At 57.5% G+C, this 15,793-nt stretch carries 14 protein-coding genes; 2 read left to right on the plus strand and 12 right to left on the minus strand.

What is annotated here, in order from left to right; translation table 11 throughout:
• Window positions 1-133: 133 nt before the first annotated feature.
• The 8 genes from tsaE to V6582_RS10825 all read right to left on the minus strand — a co-directional run bounded on the left by tsaE (window position 134) and on the right by V6582_RS10825 (window position 10,403).
• Window positions 134-1,657, minus strand: a complete 1,524-nt coding sequence (gene tsaE / locus V6582_RS10790) for a tRNA (adenosine(37)-N6)-threonylcarbamoyltransferase complex ATPase subunit type 1 TsaE (RefSeq protein ID WP_156631454.1) — start codon at window positions 1,655-1,657, stop codon at window positions 134-136.
• Window positions 1,654-4,218 carry an ATP-binding protein gene (locus V6582_RS10795; protein WP_234889636.1) on the minus strand — a complete coding sequence of 855 codons (2,565 nt, stop codon included), beginning with the start codon at window positions 4,216-4,218 and terminating at the stop codon, window positions 1,654-1,656. Before V6582_RS10795 ends, tsaE begins: the two co-directional genes overlap by 4 nt.
• A 376-nt stretch (window positions 4,219-4,594) precedes the next feature.
• Window positions 4,595-5,995: an adenosylhomocysteinase gene (gene ahcY / locus V6582_RS10800; protein WP_156631452.1), complete on the minus strand. Its 1,401-nt coding sequence runs from the start codon at window positions 5,993-5,995 to the stop codon at window positions 4,595-4,597.
• Window positions 5,996-6,168: 173 nt separating this feature from the next.
• The gene (locus tag V6582_RS10805; RefSeq protein ID WP_012654539.1) at window positions 6,169-6,444 is read right to left on the minus strand and encodes an HPr family phosphocarrier protein; all 276 of its coding nucleotides are present in this window, start codon (window positions 6,442-6,444) and stop codon (window positions 6,169-6,171) included.
• A gap of 14 nt (window positions 6,445-6,458) precedes the next feature.
• Entirely contained in the window at window positions 6,459-6,860 is a 402-nt protein-coding gene (locus tag V6582_RS10810) for a PTS sugar transporter subunit IIA (RefSeq protein ID WP_012654538.1), read from the minus strand.
• Between the two features lie 361 nt (window positions 6,861-7,221).
• Window positions 7,222-7,680, minus strand: a complete 459-nt coding sequence (locus tag V6582_RS10815) for an HPr kinase/phosphorylase (protein WP_156631451.1) — start codon at window positions 7,678-7,680, stop codon at window positions 7,222-7,224.
• Complete coding sequence (locus V6582_RS10820) at window positions 7,677-9,449, minus strand: stimulus-sensing domain-containing protein (protein ID WP_156631450.1); 1,773 nt, start codon at window positions 9,447-9,449, stop codon at window positions 7,677-7,679. Before V6582_RS10820 ends, V6582_RS10815 begins: the two co-directional genes overlap by 4 nt.
• 231 nt (window positions 9,450-9,680) lie before the next feature.
• On the minus strand, window positions 9,681-10,403 hold the full coding sequence (locus V6582_RS10825; RefSeq protein WP_087729524.1) for a response regulator transcription factor: 723 nt from the start codon (window positions 10,401-10,403) through the stop codon (window positions 9,681-9,683).
• 354 nt (window positions 10,404-10,757) lie between these two features.
• Here V6582_RS10825 and V6582_RS10830 point away from each other — a divergent pair, with 354 nt between their 5' ends.
• Window positions 10,758-12,368, plus strand: coding sequence for a phosphoenolpyruvate carboxykinase (locus V6582_RS10830; RefSeq protein ID WP_156631449.1), 1,611 nt, complete (start codon window positions 10,758-10,760; stop codon window positions 12,366-12,368).
• 164 nt (window positions 12,369-12,532) lie between these two features.
• Window positions 12,533-12,967 (plus strand): alternative ribosome rescue aminoacyl-tRNA hydrolase ArfB, encoded by a 435-nt coding sequence (arfB, locus tag V6582_RS10835; RefSeq protein ID WP_156631448.1) that lies wholly within the window; start codon window positions 12,533-12,535, stop codon window positions 12,965-12,967.
• Between the two features lie 53 nt (window positions 12,968-13,020).
• On the opposite strand, the gene V6582_RS10840 is transcribed toward arfB, so the two are convergent.
• The 4 genes from V6582_RS10840 to hisF form a co-directional block, all read right to left on the minus strand.
• Entirely contained in the window at window positions 13,021-13,599 is a 579-nt protein-coding gene (locus V6582_RS10840) for a DUF3237 domain-containing protein (RefSeq protein WP_156631447.1), read from the minus strand.
• 66 nt (window positions 13,600-13,665) lie between these two features.
• Window positions 13,666-14,658 (minus strand): type I pantothenate kinase, encoded by a 993-nt coding sequence (gene coaA, locus V6582_RS10845; protein WP_156631446.1) that lies wholly within the window; start codon window positions 14,656-14,658, stop codon window positions 13,666-13,668.
• A 5-nt stretch (window positions 14,659-14,663) separates the two neighbouring features.
• The gene (locus V6582_RS10850) at window positions 14,664-14,978 is read right to left on the minus strand and encodes a phosphoribosyl-ATP diphosphatase (RefSeq protein WP_070152457.1); all 315 of its coding nucleotides are present in this window, start codon (window positions 14,976-14,978) and stop codon (window positions 14,664-14,666) included.
• A gap of 12 nt (window positions 14,979-14,990) precedes the next feature.
• On the minus strand, window positions 14,991-15,785 hold the full coding sequence (gene hisF / locus V6582_RS10855; protein WP_156631445.1) for an imidazole glycerol phosphate synthase subunit HisF: 795 nt from the start codon (window positions 15,783-15,785) through the stop codon (window positions 14,991-14,993).
• Window positions 15,786-15,793 lie beyond the last annotated feature (8 nt).

The raw sequence follows: 15,793 nt of genomic DNA on the forward strand, positions 1-15,793 counted from the left end.
GCTCTCGTATCTGTCGGCGACCTGCGGCATCGCTCACGTGTGACGCATCATCTTTATGGGACACGCTCTATCGCAAATCCCGCCCGAGAACCACTGTCGAAGGACCAGAACCACTATTCCAGGGGATGAAGGCTCAAACGCGCTGCAACAGGTCGTGTTTTGAAAGCCAATCTTTCAGAGGCGTGAGCGCTTCATGCTCCAGCACGCCGCCGAGATAGGCGAGCGTTCGGGGCATATGCTGCATATAGCCGGGCTTGCCATCGCGTTTCATCAGCCGCACCCAAAGCCCGACCAGCTTGCAATTGCGCTGGGCGGCCATGATGGCGAAATCCTGCAGAAAAGCGCTTTCATCAAATCCGGATTCGGCCCGGCGCAGCGTCAGATAATGCTCGAGCAGCCGCTTTTGCAGCTCCGGTTCGATGGTGACACGCGCATCCTGAACCAGGGAGGCAACGTCATAGGCAGCCGGGCCGATCATCGCATCCTGGAAATCGATCAGGCCGACCCGGGCGATACCCTGCTTCTCTTGCTGCCACAGGAGATTGGGGGAATGGACATCACGCAGCACCAGACTGTTGCGGTCATGGATCTGGCGAAACATGCCTGACCAAAGCGCGAGATAGGCCTGCCGCTCCTCGTCACTGGGCTGGCGTGAGAGCGTGAAGGGCATGTACCAATCGAGCAGCAATTCCGTCTCGAACCCCATGGCCGCCGCGTCGAATTCGGGAATGCGGTGGATGTGGTCCGGCGAGACTAGAATTTCACGTGAAACATTTTGCCCATGCAGGAAAGCAAGCGCTGCGACAGCTTCCATATAGCGCTCGGCGACCGGCTGACCCTCTATATCCAGAATGCCGTCCTGACCGAGATCTTCGATCAGCAAAATGCCATCGGGGTCACTGGCATAAATCTCCGGGACGGTAAGCCCCGCATCCTTCAATAGTTGATCGATAGCCACAAAAGCCCGATGGTCTTCTGCCAGATGCACAAGTTCCGGGTAGGTCTTGCCGTGGCGGATGATCGGGGTGGCTGGCCGTTTGGGGCTGTCCATCACGATGCGCTGCGGTTGACCGTCAATCCTTGCCGTTTCATAGGCGCGGTAATCCGCATCGCCAGTCAGGAAGCGGCGTCTTGCGCCCGCCATGCCATTGGCATCCAGAAAGGTGCGGATAGCGAGCACGCGCCGGACTCGGCTCAGCCTGTCCTCAGGCCCGGTAATGGTCAGCTCACGCCCGCCATCCGGGGGGAAACCGTAATGCAGGCCGATGGTCGTCTTCGGCAGCCGGCCTTCGGCCCGCTCCGGCCATTCAACGAGGCAAATGCCGGTATCCAGCGCCTCATCAAAGCCCAGCTCATCAAGCTCGGAGGCGTCGCCCAACCGGTAGAGATCGAAATGAGCGGCGGGAATGCGCAACTCATAGCTTTGGACCAGCGTGAAAGTTGGGCTTGGCACTTCCAGATCATCGTCATCGGCCAAGGCCCGCAGCAATGCCCGGGCAAGGGTAGACTTTCCCGCCCCGAGATCGCCATGGAGGGCAAGACAGTCACCCGGCTTCAGGGCAAGCGCCAGATCTTCCCCGAGCTGGATCGTCGCCGCCTCATCGGCAAGCGAAACATGAAGCGATGCCTGGGAAAGCGATGTTGTAGATACGATCATTCTGCGGCGACGGAATGGACAAGCACACCGGACGGAATTCGGCAAAGAACCGTGGTGCCCTGATTGGGAACACTGTTGATCGAGACGCTGCCGTTATGCAGATGCACGAAGCTTTCGACAATCGACAGGCCAAGGCCAGCCCCGGTACGCTTGCCGCCCTTGGCATTTGAGGAAAAGCGCTTGAACACTGATGGCAGCATGTCCTCGGGAATGCCGCATCCGGTATCGGAGACCGAAAATACGAAGTCCGCATCTTCGCGCCAGCACTTCAGCACGACCTTGGCGCCTTCGGGCGAGAAGTTCACGGCATTAGTGATGATCTTGATCAGGATCTGCTTCAGCCGTTGCTGGTCGGCGACAATGTCGCCCAGATGCGACGGAGCAAGGATTTCCAGCGTCACGCCGCCTTCCTGCAACCGGTCGGTCATCTGCATCGACACATCGTCCAGAAGGTCGGTGAGATCGATATCCGAATAGGTCAGCCGCATGATACCGGCATCGACTGTGGCAAGGTCGAGAATATCGTTGACGATGGTCAGCAGTACCGCAGACGAGGTGGAGATATGATCGACATATTCCCCCTGCCGTTCATTAAGCGGACCAATGGCCGAAGATTTCAACAGGTCGGTAAAGCCGATAATATTGGTAAGCGGCGAGCGCAGCTCATAGGAAATATGCTGGACGAAATCGTTCTTCAGCTCGTCAGCCTTGCGCAGAGCTTCGTTCTTTTCAATCAGCGCCCGTTCCGCCCGAACGCTATCGGTAATGTTGACGAAGGTCAGCATCGTCTGGGCGTTGGGCAGTGGGATCACTGCGTAATCCAGCACCAGGCCTGACATCAGCTCAATCGTGCCCTGGCTGGACGGTCGCTCGTCCTCGAAACTGGTGATCATCTTGCCGAAGGCGCGCCAGCCATCCGGCTTTTCATAGGATAGAGCACAGGCTTCTTCGATGGCGCGGATATGGGTTCCAGGCGCGGCTTGCGTCTCGGTAATGCCCCAGAGCGCCCGGAAGGCCGGATTGGACAGCCGGATTCGGCCATCGGGACCAAAGACTGCAACGCCTTCGGACAGATGATCGATGGTTTCACCCTGAACCCGGACCAGCGTATTATAGCGGGTTTCGAGATCCACCTGTTCGGTGAGGTTCTCAAACACCCAGGTGGCGCCGCCCTGCGGATGGGCAGAGGCGATGACACGCAGGGTCTGGCCGTTGGGCAGATGCCAGAGCACGGTCTGGGTATCGATGGATCTATAGACGGAAAGGGTATTTTCCTTCCATGCCTTCCAGCTCAACTGTTCCGGCAGCTTGCCGGCGCTGCGCAGCCGGTCCAGCAATTCGGCATGATCGGGGCGGGATTCGAGGAAAGCCAGATCCAGATCCCAGAGCTGCTGGAAAGCCTGATTGTAGAATTGAAGTCGCCGCTCGCCGTCGAAAATCGCCACCGGCGTCGCCAGATGATCCAGGGTTTCGGCGTGGCTTTTCAGGGTACGGCTCAACTCCTCGCGCAGGGCCTCTTCGCGCGAGACATCGATGGCCATGCCGCAAGAGCCCTTCGGCGTCTTGGTATCGACCACGGAAAAGAAAGTGCGGTTGCCATGCACGACGGTGGAAACCGTATCATGGTAGGGCGAAACCGGCGTCAACGTCGCCCGGATCTTTTCCCGGGTAATGGTGTTGAGGATCTCGCGGCCTTCCTGTATGGCCTGATCAGGGGTCAGCGCTTCAACGGCATCGCTATAGGCTTGGTTGACCCAGACAAGACGGCCCTCGGAATCGCGTTGCCAGACGGGTTGTTCGACGGATTCCAGCAGGCTTTCGAAGGTTTCGATGGCGGTGGAGAGCCGGGTCTTTTCGATCTTCAGTTCGGCCAGTTCGGCGCGCAGGTTGTTGAGTGCCACGAAACGGGCAAAGGCCCGCCCCCCGGAAACACGGCCCTGCACTTCCAGCACCTCATCGCGATAGGTCTCGACGATCAGGTCGAAGCTTTGGGCGTTGAAGCGCAGTTTCTCAATGGCATTATCCAGATCGGCAGCCGAACCGGGCTTCATCCAGCGGCCAAAGGCCAGGAAATCGCCTTCGGTCTGGGGTGCGCCGGTCTCCACGGGCAATTGGCCCAGCTGCTCCGGCTTGGTTTCACCACCGTCCCAGATGACGATGCGGCGGTTCTTGTCGGCAATCAGCGCCTGATAACGGGAAATCCGCTGATTGGCATCCGACAGGGCCGAGCGTATCTCCCGGCTGTCCGCCTCGATACTGTTGCGCTGGCGCACCAGCCAGAGGGTCGAGAGAAGCGTCGCGGAAATCGCGCCGATCACCAGGGAAAGGCCAATCATTTCAGTGGATGAAAACGTGCCGATGCCGCCCGCATTCAGCTGCGGTTCCGCAATCGTTTGGGTGAGGGTTTGCGCCAGAGCCGCCTGGCAGGCAAGCCCGCCGGCAAGCACTGTGCTGCCATGCAGCCACCAGCGCGATAAACGCAGGAAGCCACGTCCGGCGATGCCGCTGGCCGCGCCTGCGTTGGGTCTTGTGCTCCCGAAGAACGCAGATCCGGCGCGCATGGTTTTACCCGCGCTTCCCCGTAGGCCCGCCCTTCCCCGTAGGAACGGGTATTTTTTCTGAACCGTCATTTCCGGTCTGTCTCCGTCCACTGTGCCGCAATTCCGACAAGACATCCCCATTTCGCGTGTGCACATGCCGAATGCATCACCCGAGGGTGACGTCATGCAAACGGCTTTTTGCTTCACGGGGTCATAGGCAGCGTGACCGGAAAAAACATCCGGTCACCACACACTGCCTGCGCACCTGCGAGGCACACGAATCAAGTTTTAAAACAATACTGTGGATAAGATTTTGAAAAAAGGGGCAAAGAAAAAAAGAAATCGCAGCCTTTGTCAAGGCTGCGATTTCTATATCTTGTGTATATCTGGCTACGGATTAGTATCTGTAGTGGTCGGCCTTGAACGGGCCTGATGGCGTGACACCAATATAGGAGGCCTGTTCGTCAGAAAGTTCAGTCAATCTGACGCCGAGCTTTTCCAGATGTAGGCGCGCGACCTTTTCATCGAGATGTTTCGGCAGAACGTAAACCTGGTTCTTGTAGGCGTCGGGCTTGGTGAAAAGCTCGATCTGGGCCAGAACCTGGTTAGTGAAGGATGCGCTCATCACAAAGGACGGATGACCCGTCGCATTGCCGAGGTTGAGCAACCGGCCTTCCGACAGCAGGATCATCCGCTTGCCGCCTGGAAACTCGATCATGTCGACCTGTGGCTTGATATTGACCCATTTCAGGTTCTTCAGCGCAACAACCTGAATTTCATTGTCGAAATGGCCGATATTGCCGACAATGGCCATGTCCTTCATTTCGCGCATATGCTCGATACGAATGACATCCTTGTTGCCGGTGGTGGTGATGAAAATATCCGCCGTCTTGACGACGTCTTCAAGCCGCACCACTTCAAATCCGTCCATGGCGGCCTGCAAAGCGCAGATCGGATCCACTTCCGTGACCTTGACGCGGGCGCCAGCACCGCTCAACGAGGCAGCCGAGCCCTTGCCGACATCGCCATAGCCGCAGACCACGGCGACCTTGCCAGCCATCATCACGTCGGTGGCGCGGCGAATGCCGTCGACCAGCGATTCCTTGCAGCCGTATTTGTTGTCGAACTTCGACTTCGTAACAGAATCGTTGACATTGATAGCCGGGAACGGCAGCAGGCCCTTCTGGCTGAGCTGGTAGAGGCGGTTGACGCCGGTGGTGGTTTCTTCGGTGACACCCTTGATGGCGTCACGCTGTTTGGTGAAGAAGCCCGGTGTTGCTGCCAAGCGCTTCTTGATCTGCGCGAACAGGATTTCTTCTTCTTCGGACGAAGGGTTCACCAGAATATTCTCACCGGCTTCGGCGCGCGCACCGAGCAGGATATACATGGTGGCGTCGCCGCCATCGTCGAGGATCATGTTCGACTGGCCACCATCGGTCCATTGGAAGATACGGTCGGTATAATCCCAATATTCCGTCAGGCTTTCGCCCTTGACGGCAAAGACCGGCACGCCCGATGCAGCGATAGCGGCAGCGGCATGGTCCTGGGTGGAAAAGATGTTGCAGGAGGCCCAGCGCACTTCGGCGCCCAGCGCCGTCAAGGTCTCGATCAGCACGGCTGTCTGAATGGTCATGTGCAGCGAACCGCTGATGCGGGCGCCTTTCAGCGGCTTGGTTTCGCCAAGCTCCGAGCGGCAGGACATCAGGCCCGGCATTTCGGTTTCGGCAATATCCAGTTCCTTGCGACCGTAATCCGCAAGGCCGATATCGGCGACGATGTAATCCTGTACAGTGCTCATGGCGTTCTCCAGACCGGGTTGAAACGCAAGGCTGGCACCCATCCGAGAAGATGGCCAAGCCTATGCGCCGCCCGCCATTCTGCGGCAGGCCAGTGTCATCCATGTATCAGGGAACGTCGAGGAAGGCAATAATCACATAAAGAGGTCTTTATATCTTTATGTTCGATCTTGGTTTACATTTCCTCGCCAAACTTGTCGCGCACCAGCGCATCCAGCGTGTCGATTGCCTTTTCAGCCTCTTCGCCCGACGTAACGACGGTAATTGTGCAGCCGGGGCTCGCCGCCAACATCATCAGACCCATGATCGAGGTTCCGCCGACGGTTGTTCCATCCTTGCTGACGGTGACTTCGGCATTGAAGCCCTGCACTGTCTGGACGAATTTTGCGGACGCCCGGGCATGAAGGCCGCGCTTGTTGACGATCAGCAGGTCTCTGGTGAAGGAGGTCATCTTACTCGCCGTTCCTATTTGCCGCTCAGAACGCGGCTGGCCACATTGATGTATTTGCGGCCGGCTTCCGACGCATCGACGAGTGCTTTTTCCATATCGTTCTCGCCGCGCACTCCCGCCAGCTTGATCAGCATGGGCAGGTTGACGCCGGCGATCACTTCGATCCGCCCGGTATTCATCACCGAAATTGCGAGATTGGAAGGCGTTCCCCCGAACATATCCGTCAGGATGATCACCCCATGCCCATCATCGGCGCGCATCACAGCATCCAGGATATCCTGGCGGCGCTGATCCATATCGTCCTCCGGACCGATACAGATTGTCTCGATGAATTTCTGCGGACCAACGACATGCTCCACGGCATAATGAAATTCTTCAGCCAGCTTGCCATGGGTGACAAGCACAAGTCCGATCATTCGCTTATAGCTCCCTGCTCAACTGCTGACCGCCAGTTATCGCACTGCAATAGTTTCGTCCACCAATCTGTTGGGTCGCAAGGCACGCGCTGGGACAAGAAAAACCTTATTTGAAAATCCAACGCACAACCTTCACGCGCAACAACATCTTGTCGATCAACTATAACTTACCCCAAAAGTCTGTCAGGTTCGGATTGAACCAGCCACCCTCTCGCTTATCTTGCTTTCGTTTGTCTCTTCAGGAAAACCGCGCTCCACTTCCCACCTGACAAACGCCAATATTACCCAATCAATTCTGTGCAGTGCATCTTGGCGATGAAAACACGAAGTGCAAGTGTAAAATAGTCTTGAGGCCACGCCTTTAATCTGTCGCCCACGCCTCAAGCAACCGTTGCAGCCCCGCAACGCTTGGATGATGGGCCGGACAAAGGCGCAGAACAGGCAAGCACAGGTCCGGGAAAAAACACCTGCTTTCAGCGCATTGCGGCAAGCGTTCCGTCATCGACGATGGTTCTACCGAAAGGATAACGGCATCGATCACTGCCGCATCCAGGCTTGGCACGGTCACCAGGCCGCTGAATCGGATTTCCATCAACCCGGCAATTGTCTGGGGTCGGGATGCGACCACTCTACCGCCTCTGGCTTCCAGCCATACCCTATCGTCGGCCACAAGAGCTGCAAAAAGCCCATTTTGCCGCGCGTTTTCCAACAGCAGGCGGGCCAGTTGCGATTTCCCCGACCCGCTCGGCCCCATGATCAGATAGCCTCGCCTGCCCAGCACGATACCGGTTGCATGCAGGTTGAGCCGGCTATCGTTCATGGAGACGGCTCTGCCGGCAGGGTCAGGATGAAGCGGGCCCCGAGGATTCGTGCTGTTTCCGGCTCCAGGATGTTTTCAGCCCGCAACGATCCGCCATGCGCCTCAGCGATCTGCCGGCTGATGGAGAGGCCAAGCCCTGAATTCTGGCCGAAGCTTTCGCCATCGGGGCGGTCGGTATAAAAGCGCTCGAAGATTCGGTCGATATTCTCGACCAGGATACCGGGACCGTTGTCTTCCACCTGCACGACGCAGCGGCTGCGGGTGCGCGACAGGCGCACCACGATGCGGCCTTCCTTTTCTGGCACGAAGGAACGGGCATTCTCAATCAGGTTGGTGACGATCTGGCCAATACGCAGGTCATGACCATTGACGATATAGCGGACCTTCTGGCCCTGCTTGTGCTCCACGACATATTCGATATCGACCGGCTTCTTGCTGCTGCGGATCTGCCTGGAAATCTCCACCAGATTGCCAAGCACGACTTCCATATCGACCGGTGCCGCATCCGTGCGCGCCAGTTCCGCATCCAGCCGCGAGGCATCCGAGATATCGCTGATCAACCGGTCAAGGCGGCGCACGTCATGCTGGATCACATCCAGCAGCCGCTGCTTCGACACATCGGTCTTGGCAAGCGGCAAGGTTTCGACAGCGCTGCGCAGAGACGTCAGCGGATTTTTCAACTCGTGACTGACATCGGCGGCAAAGCTCTCGATAGCATCGATCCGGTCGTAAAGCGCCGTGGTCATTTCCCGCAGCGCCACGGACAGATTGCCGATTTCATCCTGGCGCGCGGAGAAATCCGGGATTTCCTCACGCTCCTTGGCGCCGCGCCGCACCCGGATGGCCGCCGCCGACAGGCGCCGCAGCGGATTGGCAATTGTCGAGGACAGTAGCAGCGAAAGTACGATATTGACCAGCGTGGCCACGCCGAACACCCGCAGGATCGCCAGGCGTTCCGCATGGACGATCTTGTCGATATCGCCAGCCTGGGTGGACAGCAAAAGCACGCCGAGCACGGCACGGAACCGCTGGACCGGCACCGCCACGGAAACGATCAACTCGCCCTGTTCGGTCACGCGCACCACGGCGCCGCGCACCCCGGTCAGCGCATTCATCACTTCGGGATAGATCGATCCGTCGCCACCCGGCGCTTCCTTGTAGAGCGGTACATTGCTTGGTTGCAGCATGCGGTTGAATTGCTTGGCCAGCCATTCCGTCCAGCTGCCCGTATCGCCTTCGACCGGTGGAAGATCGTAGCGCAGCACCTGGCCGCGGGAATAGAGATGGCGCGAATCCAGCAGCAGATTGGCGTCGGCATCAAACAGCCGCGCCCTGGTGCGGGTCGGCGAGATCAGTCGGCGCAGCACGGGAGCGACCCGCTCCGGCTTGATGGGAAATTCCAGGTCTTCGTCATTCGGCACTGGGGTGATGCTTTGCCCAGCCTGCAATTCCAACAGCTTCTGCGGGTCAATGGTAATGGAATTGGTGTCGACAGAGGCCGAGGCGGAAATCGCACCAGCGATAATTTCCCCTTGGGTCAGCAGGCTTTCCACCCGCGCATCGATCAGCCCTTCGCGAAACTGATTGAGATACATGATACCGGCGACCAGGACGATCAGCGCCGCAAGATTGAAGAAGACGATCCGTCGCGTCAGACTGGAAAAAACGGCATTGCCGAAAATGCGCCTGATCAGGGTAAAGGGATGAGAAAAGGACAGGCGCAAGGGCAGCCTACGGCTTTCGCCGGGATCACCGTCCCTATCGTCCATCGGCCTTTTGAATAAATACGCTCTCACACGGCACACTTGTCCTGTGGGGCAAAACACGCCCACCGAACACCGTCATATCTGCCGTCAACGTTCATTCTCAACCGGGCCCGGTCCTAGAGTTTGTCAGGGAAACCGGTTTTCCCGAAAAGACAAACGAAAACAAGAGAATTGAGAGTCTGTCAATATCAACCTGACAGTCTCTCAATCCGCAAGCATTGCCCGCAGGCGGCATCAGGCCGTTTCGCGGAAGCGATATCCAACGCCGTACAAAGTTTCGATCATGTCGAAATCATTGTCGACCATTTTGAACTTCTTTCGCAGGCGCTTGATATGGCTGTCAATGGTGCGGTCATCGACATAGACCTGCTCGTCATAGGCGGCATCCATCAGCGCATCACGGCTTTTCACCACGCCAGGCCGCTGGGCCAGCGAATGCAGGATCAGAAATTCGGTGACCGTCAGCGTGACCGGATCGCCTTTCCAGGTGCAGGTATGGCGCTCCTGGTCCATGACCAGTTGGCCGCGCTCCAGGTTGCGGGCCTGCTGCTCGGCAGCGCTCTTGACATTACCGGGTGCGTTTCCGGTTTCGCGATTGGCGGCGCGGCGCAGAATGGCCTTGACCCGCTCCACCAGCAGGCGCTGCGAAAACGGCTTGGTGATGAAGTCGTCGGCACCCATTTTCAAGCCGAACAATTCATCGATTTCCTCATCCTTGGAGGTGAGGAAGATTACCGGGATATCGGACTTCTGGCGCAGGCGGCGCAGCAGCTCCATCCCGTCCATGCGCGGCATCTTGATATCGAAGATTGCCAGCTGCGGCGGCCGCGCCAGAAGCCCGTCCAGCGCCGAAGCTCCATCCGTATAGGTTTCGACCTTATAGCCCTCGGCTTCGAGAGCGATCGAAACCGACGTCAGAATATTCCGGTCGTCGTCAACAAGCGCAATTGTCTGCATGCCGTTTATCTCCGTCATTACCGATTGCCGTCACCGCCCATCAAGAAGGTGACGGCCCGCAGCCACATTCCATATAGGGGCCGCGAAGCGCTTCATGAGGGTAAAGGTGGAACAAATTGTGGCAAAGATAAAGGGGGCAGACATGCCCGGCTTCAACGCCTCTACGTTTCGACAGTAAAAGACAACGGTGCATTGCGTTTAAACTGAACCGATTTAAATCTAACATACCAGTTTAAAACGATTAAATGTATGATATTATTGATGTTTTTAAGATTTTACTCTTGCGTTTTTAAAATTCGGTCATTAGCGTTGACCCATATCATCTGGCCATCCCGCTGAAGAAGGAATTGCATCATGGAGGAGCTTGGAGTGAACAATAGCCGTCTTGGGATCGAGACCATTGGCTTGGGCAAGGCCGCCAATGTCCATTATAACCTGCTGCCCGCCGCCCTTTATGAGCACGCGATCCGCAATGGCGAAGCCGTTCTGACCGCAGACGGCGCGCTTCTGGCCGAGACCGGACAGCATACGGGCCGCTCGCCCAAGGACAAGTTCATCCTGCGTGACGCCAATACCGATAGCCAGATCTGGTGGGACAATAACAAGCCGATGTCGAAAGAGCATTTCGACATTCTGCATCAGGACATGCTGGCGCATGTGGCTGGCAAGACCCTGTTCGTCCAGGATCTGATTGGTGGCGCCGATGCCGCCAACGCTTTGCCGACCCGCGTGGTAACGGAACTTGCATGGCATTCGCTGTTTATCCGTAACTTGCTCATTCGTCCGGATCGCGCCGCGCTTGCCGATTTCGAAGCGAAATTCACCATTATCGACCTGCCCAGCTTCAAGGCTGATCCGGCCCGTCACGGCTGCCGTACCGAAACGGTTATCGCCTGCGATTTCACCAACAATATCGTGCTGATCGCCGGCACCTACTATGCCGGTGAAATGAAGAAGTCGGTATTCACGGCGCTGAACTACATGCTGCCTGCCAAACAGGTCATGCCGATGCATTGCTCGGCCAATGTCGGCCCGGCTGGCGATTCGGCTGTGTTCTTCGGTCTGTCCGGCACCGGCAAAACCACGCTGTCTGCCGATCCTGCCCGCACGCTGATCGGCGATGACGAGCATGGCTGGGGCGAGGACGGCATCTTCAACTTCGAAGGTGGCTGCTACGCCAAGACCATCCGCCTGTCGGCAGAAGCCGAGCCAGAAATCTATGCCACCACCAAGCGGTTCGGCACGGTGCTGGAAAATGTCGTTCTGGATGAAAACCGGGTCCCGGATTTCAACGATGGCTCGAAGACCGAAAATACCCGTTGCGCCTATCCGCTGAACTTCATTCCCAATGCGTCGCCAACCGGTCGCGCCGGGCATCCGAAGACCATCATCATGCTGACCGCAGATGCCTTCGGCGTCATGCCGCCGATCGCCAAGCTGACGCCAGAACAGGCGATGTACCACTTCCTTTCCGGCTACACCGCGAAAGTGGCTGGCACGGAGCGCGGCGTAACCGAACCGGAAGCAACCTTCTCGACCTGCTTCGGCGCACCGTTCATGCCTCGCCATCCGGCAGAATATGGCAATCTGCTCAAGGAGTTGATTGCCCGCCACGAAGTGGATTGCTGGCTGGTCAACACCGGTTGGACCGGCGGTGCCTACGGTATTGGCAGCCGCATGCCGATCAAGGCGACCCGCGCCCTGCTGACGGCGGCCCTGTCCGGCGAATTGAAGAAAGCAGAGTTCCGCACCGACGCCAATTTCGGCTTCGCGGTGCCGGTTGCGGTCGATGGCGTCGATACCAGCATTCTCGATCCACGCTCGACCTGGGCAAATGGGGCTGACTATGACGCGCAGGCCAAGAAACTGGTCGGCATGTTCATCGCCAATTTCGAGAAATTCGAAGCCCATGTGGACAGCAATGTCCGCGATGCGGCTCCGGTTCTGGCTGTTGCTGCGCAGTAAACGTTTCACGTGTGACGATTTTGGAAAGCCCGGCGATGATCATCGCCGGGCTTTTTCCATGGTGCATCTGCTCCAGGAAAACAGCCGGAGATGCAGGAGAGCCAAGATTTGCCTGAGCTGGTGTTTTCCGCTACAGCCTCACGGCGAAAAGGCTGGACAGGACCATGGCGAGCGATCCGCTCTATATCAATGACAGGATTACGATTGCCGGTTGGGAACTGACCGAGCAATTCGTGCTGGCCGGTGGTCCGGGCGGGCAGAATGTCAACAAGGTCTCGACCGCCGTCCAGTTGTTCTTCCCGCTGACAGGCTCTCCCTCGCTCCCGGACCGTATCAAGACCAATGCCATCAAATTGGCAGGCCGACGCCTGTCCAAAGAGGGCGTGTTGCTGATTGAGGCCAACCGCTTTCGCAGCCAGGAGCGCAATCGGGAAGATGCCCGCGAACGGCTGAAGGAATTGCTGCTCGAAGCAGCCAAACCACCGCCACCGCCGCGCCGGAAGACCAAACCCACCAAGGGTTCAATCGAGCGCCGGTTGAAGGCAAAGGTGGGACGCGGTGAAATCAAGAAAATGCGCGAGAAGCCGAATCAGGATTGATCGCTTTCCTCATGCAGGGCCTCCAAGGCTACCGCATCGTCGCTTCCCTGGACTTAAACCAGACTGAACACACGAATCAGCACCATTGGTTTGGGTCGCAAGCTGTGCAGGGTACCGACAAAGACGCGGCGGTTCAGCCAGTCATGCGGTCCTTCCGGTGCGGTAATATCGATATGCGAAAAAGCATATTGCGTGCCGTCCGGCTGGCGGTCGATCAAGACCCTGTTGTTGACGGTAATGACGGCACCGTCCTCCGCCTGTAATTCATAAAGCGCGTTGAGAAGCCGCACACCGTCCTTGCGCAACAATTGCCTGTCCGCACCACCAGGCATGACCTTGCCCTTGATCCGCGGACCGGCAAATTCTCCGCCGGTAATAGTGATGATACGCCTGTCACCCAGCGGGGACGCGCCGATCTCAATCGTATCCTGAAGGGTAAAAATCGCCTCATAAACGAATTCTGTGCGGGGCAAAGCGATGGGAAGGTCCGATAGCGGGCCACCGCCCGCTTTTGTATCCGCGGCCTGTCCGCTTTGCCCTGCGGCGGTCGCGGCTATCGCCGTCGCTGCCGCACCCAGAAATACACGCCTGCCGGAAACCGGCGCGGTTTTATGGGGATCAATCAATGTCATAACTCTCCTCCCAGAGATAAAACCTTATGAAAACATCAATTTATCAAAATAGTCGGGCGCACTGCCCTATAATTTTCGCAGCGCCACCTGTTCAACCAGATGATTTTCTCCCTTGCGCAGAATCAAGTCGGCCCGGGGCCGTGTCGGCTGGATATTATCGCGCAGATTGATCAGGTTGATGTGAGCCCAGAGATTCTCGGCAATGGTCAGAGCTTCGTCCTCACTGATCGTCGCATAACGATGAAAGTAGGAATTCGGATCGCGGAAGGCCGTTTGCCGCAGCTTCATGAACCGCTTTACGTACCAATTGTGAATCAGGCTTTCCTCGGCATCGATATAGATCGAGAAGTCGAAGAAATCCGAGACCATCGGCACGATCTTGCCATCCCGCGGCAGATCGCGCGATTGCAGCACATTGATGCCCTCGAAGATCAGGATGTCCGGACGGTCGATGATGGTATGTTCATCGGGCAACACATCATAGGTCAGGTGCGAATAGCGGGGCGCCTTGACATTCTGTTGCCCGGCCTTGATGGCGGACAGGAACCGCAGCAAAGCCGCCGTATCATAGCTTTCCGGGAAACCTTTGCGGTTGAGCTTGTTGTCGCGCACCAGCATCGCGTTCGAGTACAGAAAGCCATCGGTGGTGACCAGATCGACTTTCGGGCTGGAGGGCCAGCGGGCCAAAAGCTCCTTCAGCACGCGCGCCGTGGTGGATTTCCCCACCGCCACCGATCCCGCAATGCCGATAATGAACGGTGTCTTGGTCACATTGGTGCTGAGAAAGCGGTTGCGCTGCTCAAACAGCAATTGCGACGATTCGACATGCGAGGATAACAGCCGCGACAGCGCCAGATAGATGCGCCGCACCTCGGCAAGATCGATCGGGTCATCAATGGATCGCAGGCGATGTACTTCGTCCAGGGTGAGGGTTAGCGGCGTATCGGCCCGAAACCGCGCCCATTCCTCCGACGAAAAGAACAGATAGGGCGAGTAGCTGCCTACCTGGAAATGATCAAGGGCTTCCTCCCCCTCGGCTTGCCTGATCGCTGTCGTCATAGATCCTACCGACTGGCCTTTTCGCTGAGGCCCGATTGGGCGGTGCGCCGTTGCAACTCTTCCATCACCGTTTCTATCGGGATATCGGCAATTTTCAATACGACCAACAGGTGATAAAGCAAATCGGCACTCTCATAGATCAGGTTTGCGCGATCATTTTTGACCGCTGCCATCACGGCCTCGATAGCCTCTTCGCCAAGCTTCTTGGCGGCCTTGTCCTGGCCTGCCGTCACCAGCTTTGCCGTCCAGCTTTCGTCAGGCGAAGCCTTGGCACGGGTGGCGACAATGGCCTCCAGATCGGACAGCGTGAATGTGGTCATGAAATTGCCCTTTCAGACCTGGTCGAGACGCATGGGGATGCCGGCATTGGCCATATGGGCCTTGGCCTCGGCAATCGAATAGGTACCGAAATGGAAAATCGACGCCGCGAGAACGGCAGTGGCATGGCCTTGCCTGACGCCCGCCACCAGATCGTCCAACTTGCCAACGCCGCCAGAGGCAATCACCGGCACCCGAACCGCATCGGCAATGGCGCGGGTCAGTTCCAAATCATAACCGCTTTTGGTGCCATCACGATCCATGGACGTGACCAGCAATTCGCCTGCGCCACGCTCGACCATTTTGACCGCAAATTCGACAGCGTCGATGCCCGTCGCATTGCGCCCTCCATGGGTATAAATCTCCCAGGCGCTGAGATTGTCGCCACCGCTGGCCTGGCTTCGGCGACGTTTTGCATCAATGGAAACCACAATACATTGATTGCCGAATTTATCGGCGGCCTCGGCGACAAAATCGGGATTGCTCACGGCTGCCGAGTTGATTGAAACCTTATCGGCACCGGCCAGCAGCAGCTTGCGAATATCGCCAACTGCGCGCACACCGCCCCCCACCGTGACCGGCATGAAGCAATGATCTGCCGTGCGGGCAACGACATCAAAAATCGTCTCACGATTATCGGATGAGGCAGTAATGTCCAAAAAGCAAAGCTCGTCGGCACCGGCGGCGTCATAGGCCTTGGCCGCTTCGACCGGATCACCCGCATCGATCAGATCGACAAAGTTCACGCCCTTGACAACGCGGCCATCTTTTACATCCAGGCAGGGAATAATACGGGCTTTCAGCGTCATAAAATGCT

Source organism: Agrobacterium vitis (genome assembly GCF_037039395.1).
Lineage (GTDB): Bacteria > Pseudomonadota > Alphaproteobacteria > Rhizobiales > Rhizobiaceae > Allorhizobium > Allorhizobium vitis_E.

Bases quoted from the DNA above. Each gene is read 5' to 3' on its own strand.
- V6582_RS10830 (WP_156631449.1), top strand. From the start codon at position 10,758: ATGGAGGAGCTTGGAGTGAACAATAGCCGTCTTGGGATCGAGACCATT.
- V6582_RS10815 (WP_156631451.1), bottom strand. From the start codon at position 7,680: ATGAACGATAGCCGGCTCAACCTGCATGCAACCGGTATCGTGCTGGGC.
- V6582_RS10795 (WP_234889636.1), bottom strand. From the start codon at position 4,218: ATGCGCGCCGGATCTGCGTTCTTCGGGAGCACAAGACCCAACGCAGGC.
- V6582_RS10850 (WP_070152457.1), bottom strand. From the start codon at position 14,978: ATGACCACATTCACGCTGTCCGATCTGGAGGCCATTGTCGCCACCCGT.
- V6582_RS10825 (WP_087729524.1), bottom strand. From the start codon at position 10,403: ATGCAGACAATTGCGCTTGTTGACGACGACCGGAATATTCTGACGTCG.
- V6582_RS10810 (WP_012654538.1), bottom strand. From the start codon at position 6,860: ATGATCGGACTTGTGCTTGTCACCCATGGCAAGCTGGCTGAAGAATTT.
- ahcY (WP_156631452.1), bottom strand. From the start codon at position 5,995: ATGAGCACTGTACAGGATTACATCGTCGCCGATATCGGCCTTGCGGAT.
- V6582_RS10820 (WP_156631450.1), bottom strand. From the start codon at position 9,449: ATGGACGATAGGGACGGTGATCCCGGCGAAAGCCGTAGGCTGCCCTTG.
- arfB (WP_156631448.1), top strand. From the start codon at position 12,533: ATGGCGAGCGATCCGCTCTATATCAATGACAGGATTACGATTGCCGGT.
- V6582_RS10805 (WP_012654539.1), bottom strand. From the start codon at position 6,444: ATGACCTCCTTCACCAGAGACCTGCTGATCGTCAACAAGCGCGGCCTT.
- tsaE (WP_156631454.1), bottom strand. From the start codon at position 1,657: ATGATCGTATCTACAACATCGCTTTCCCAGGCATCGCTTCATGTTTCG.
- hisF (WP_156631445.1), bottom strand. From the start codon at position 15,785: ATGACGCTGAAAGCCCGTATTATTCCCTGCCTGGATGTAAAAGATGGC.
- V6582_RS10840 (WP_156631447.1), bottom strand. From the start codon at position 13,599: ATGACATTGATTGATCCCCATAAAACCGCGCCGGTTTCCGGCAGGCGT.
- coaA (WP_156631446.1), bottom strand. From the start codon at position 14,658: ATGACGACAGCGATCAGGCAAGCCGAGGGGGAGGAAGCCCTTGATCAT.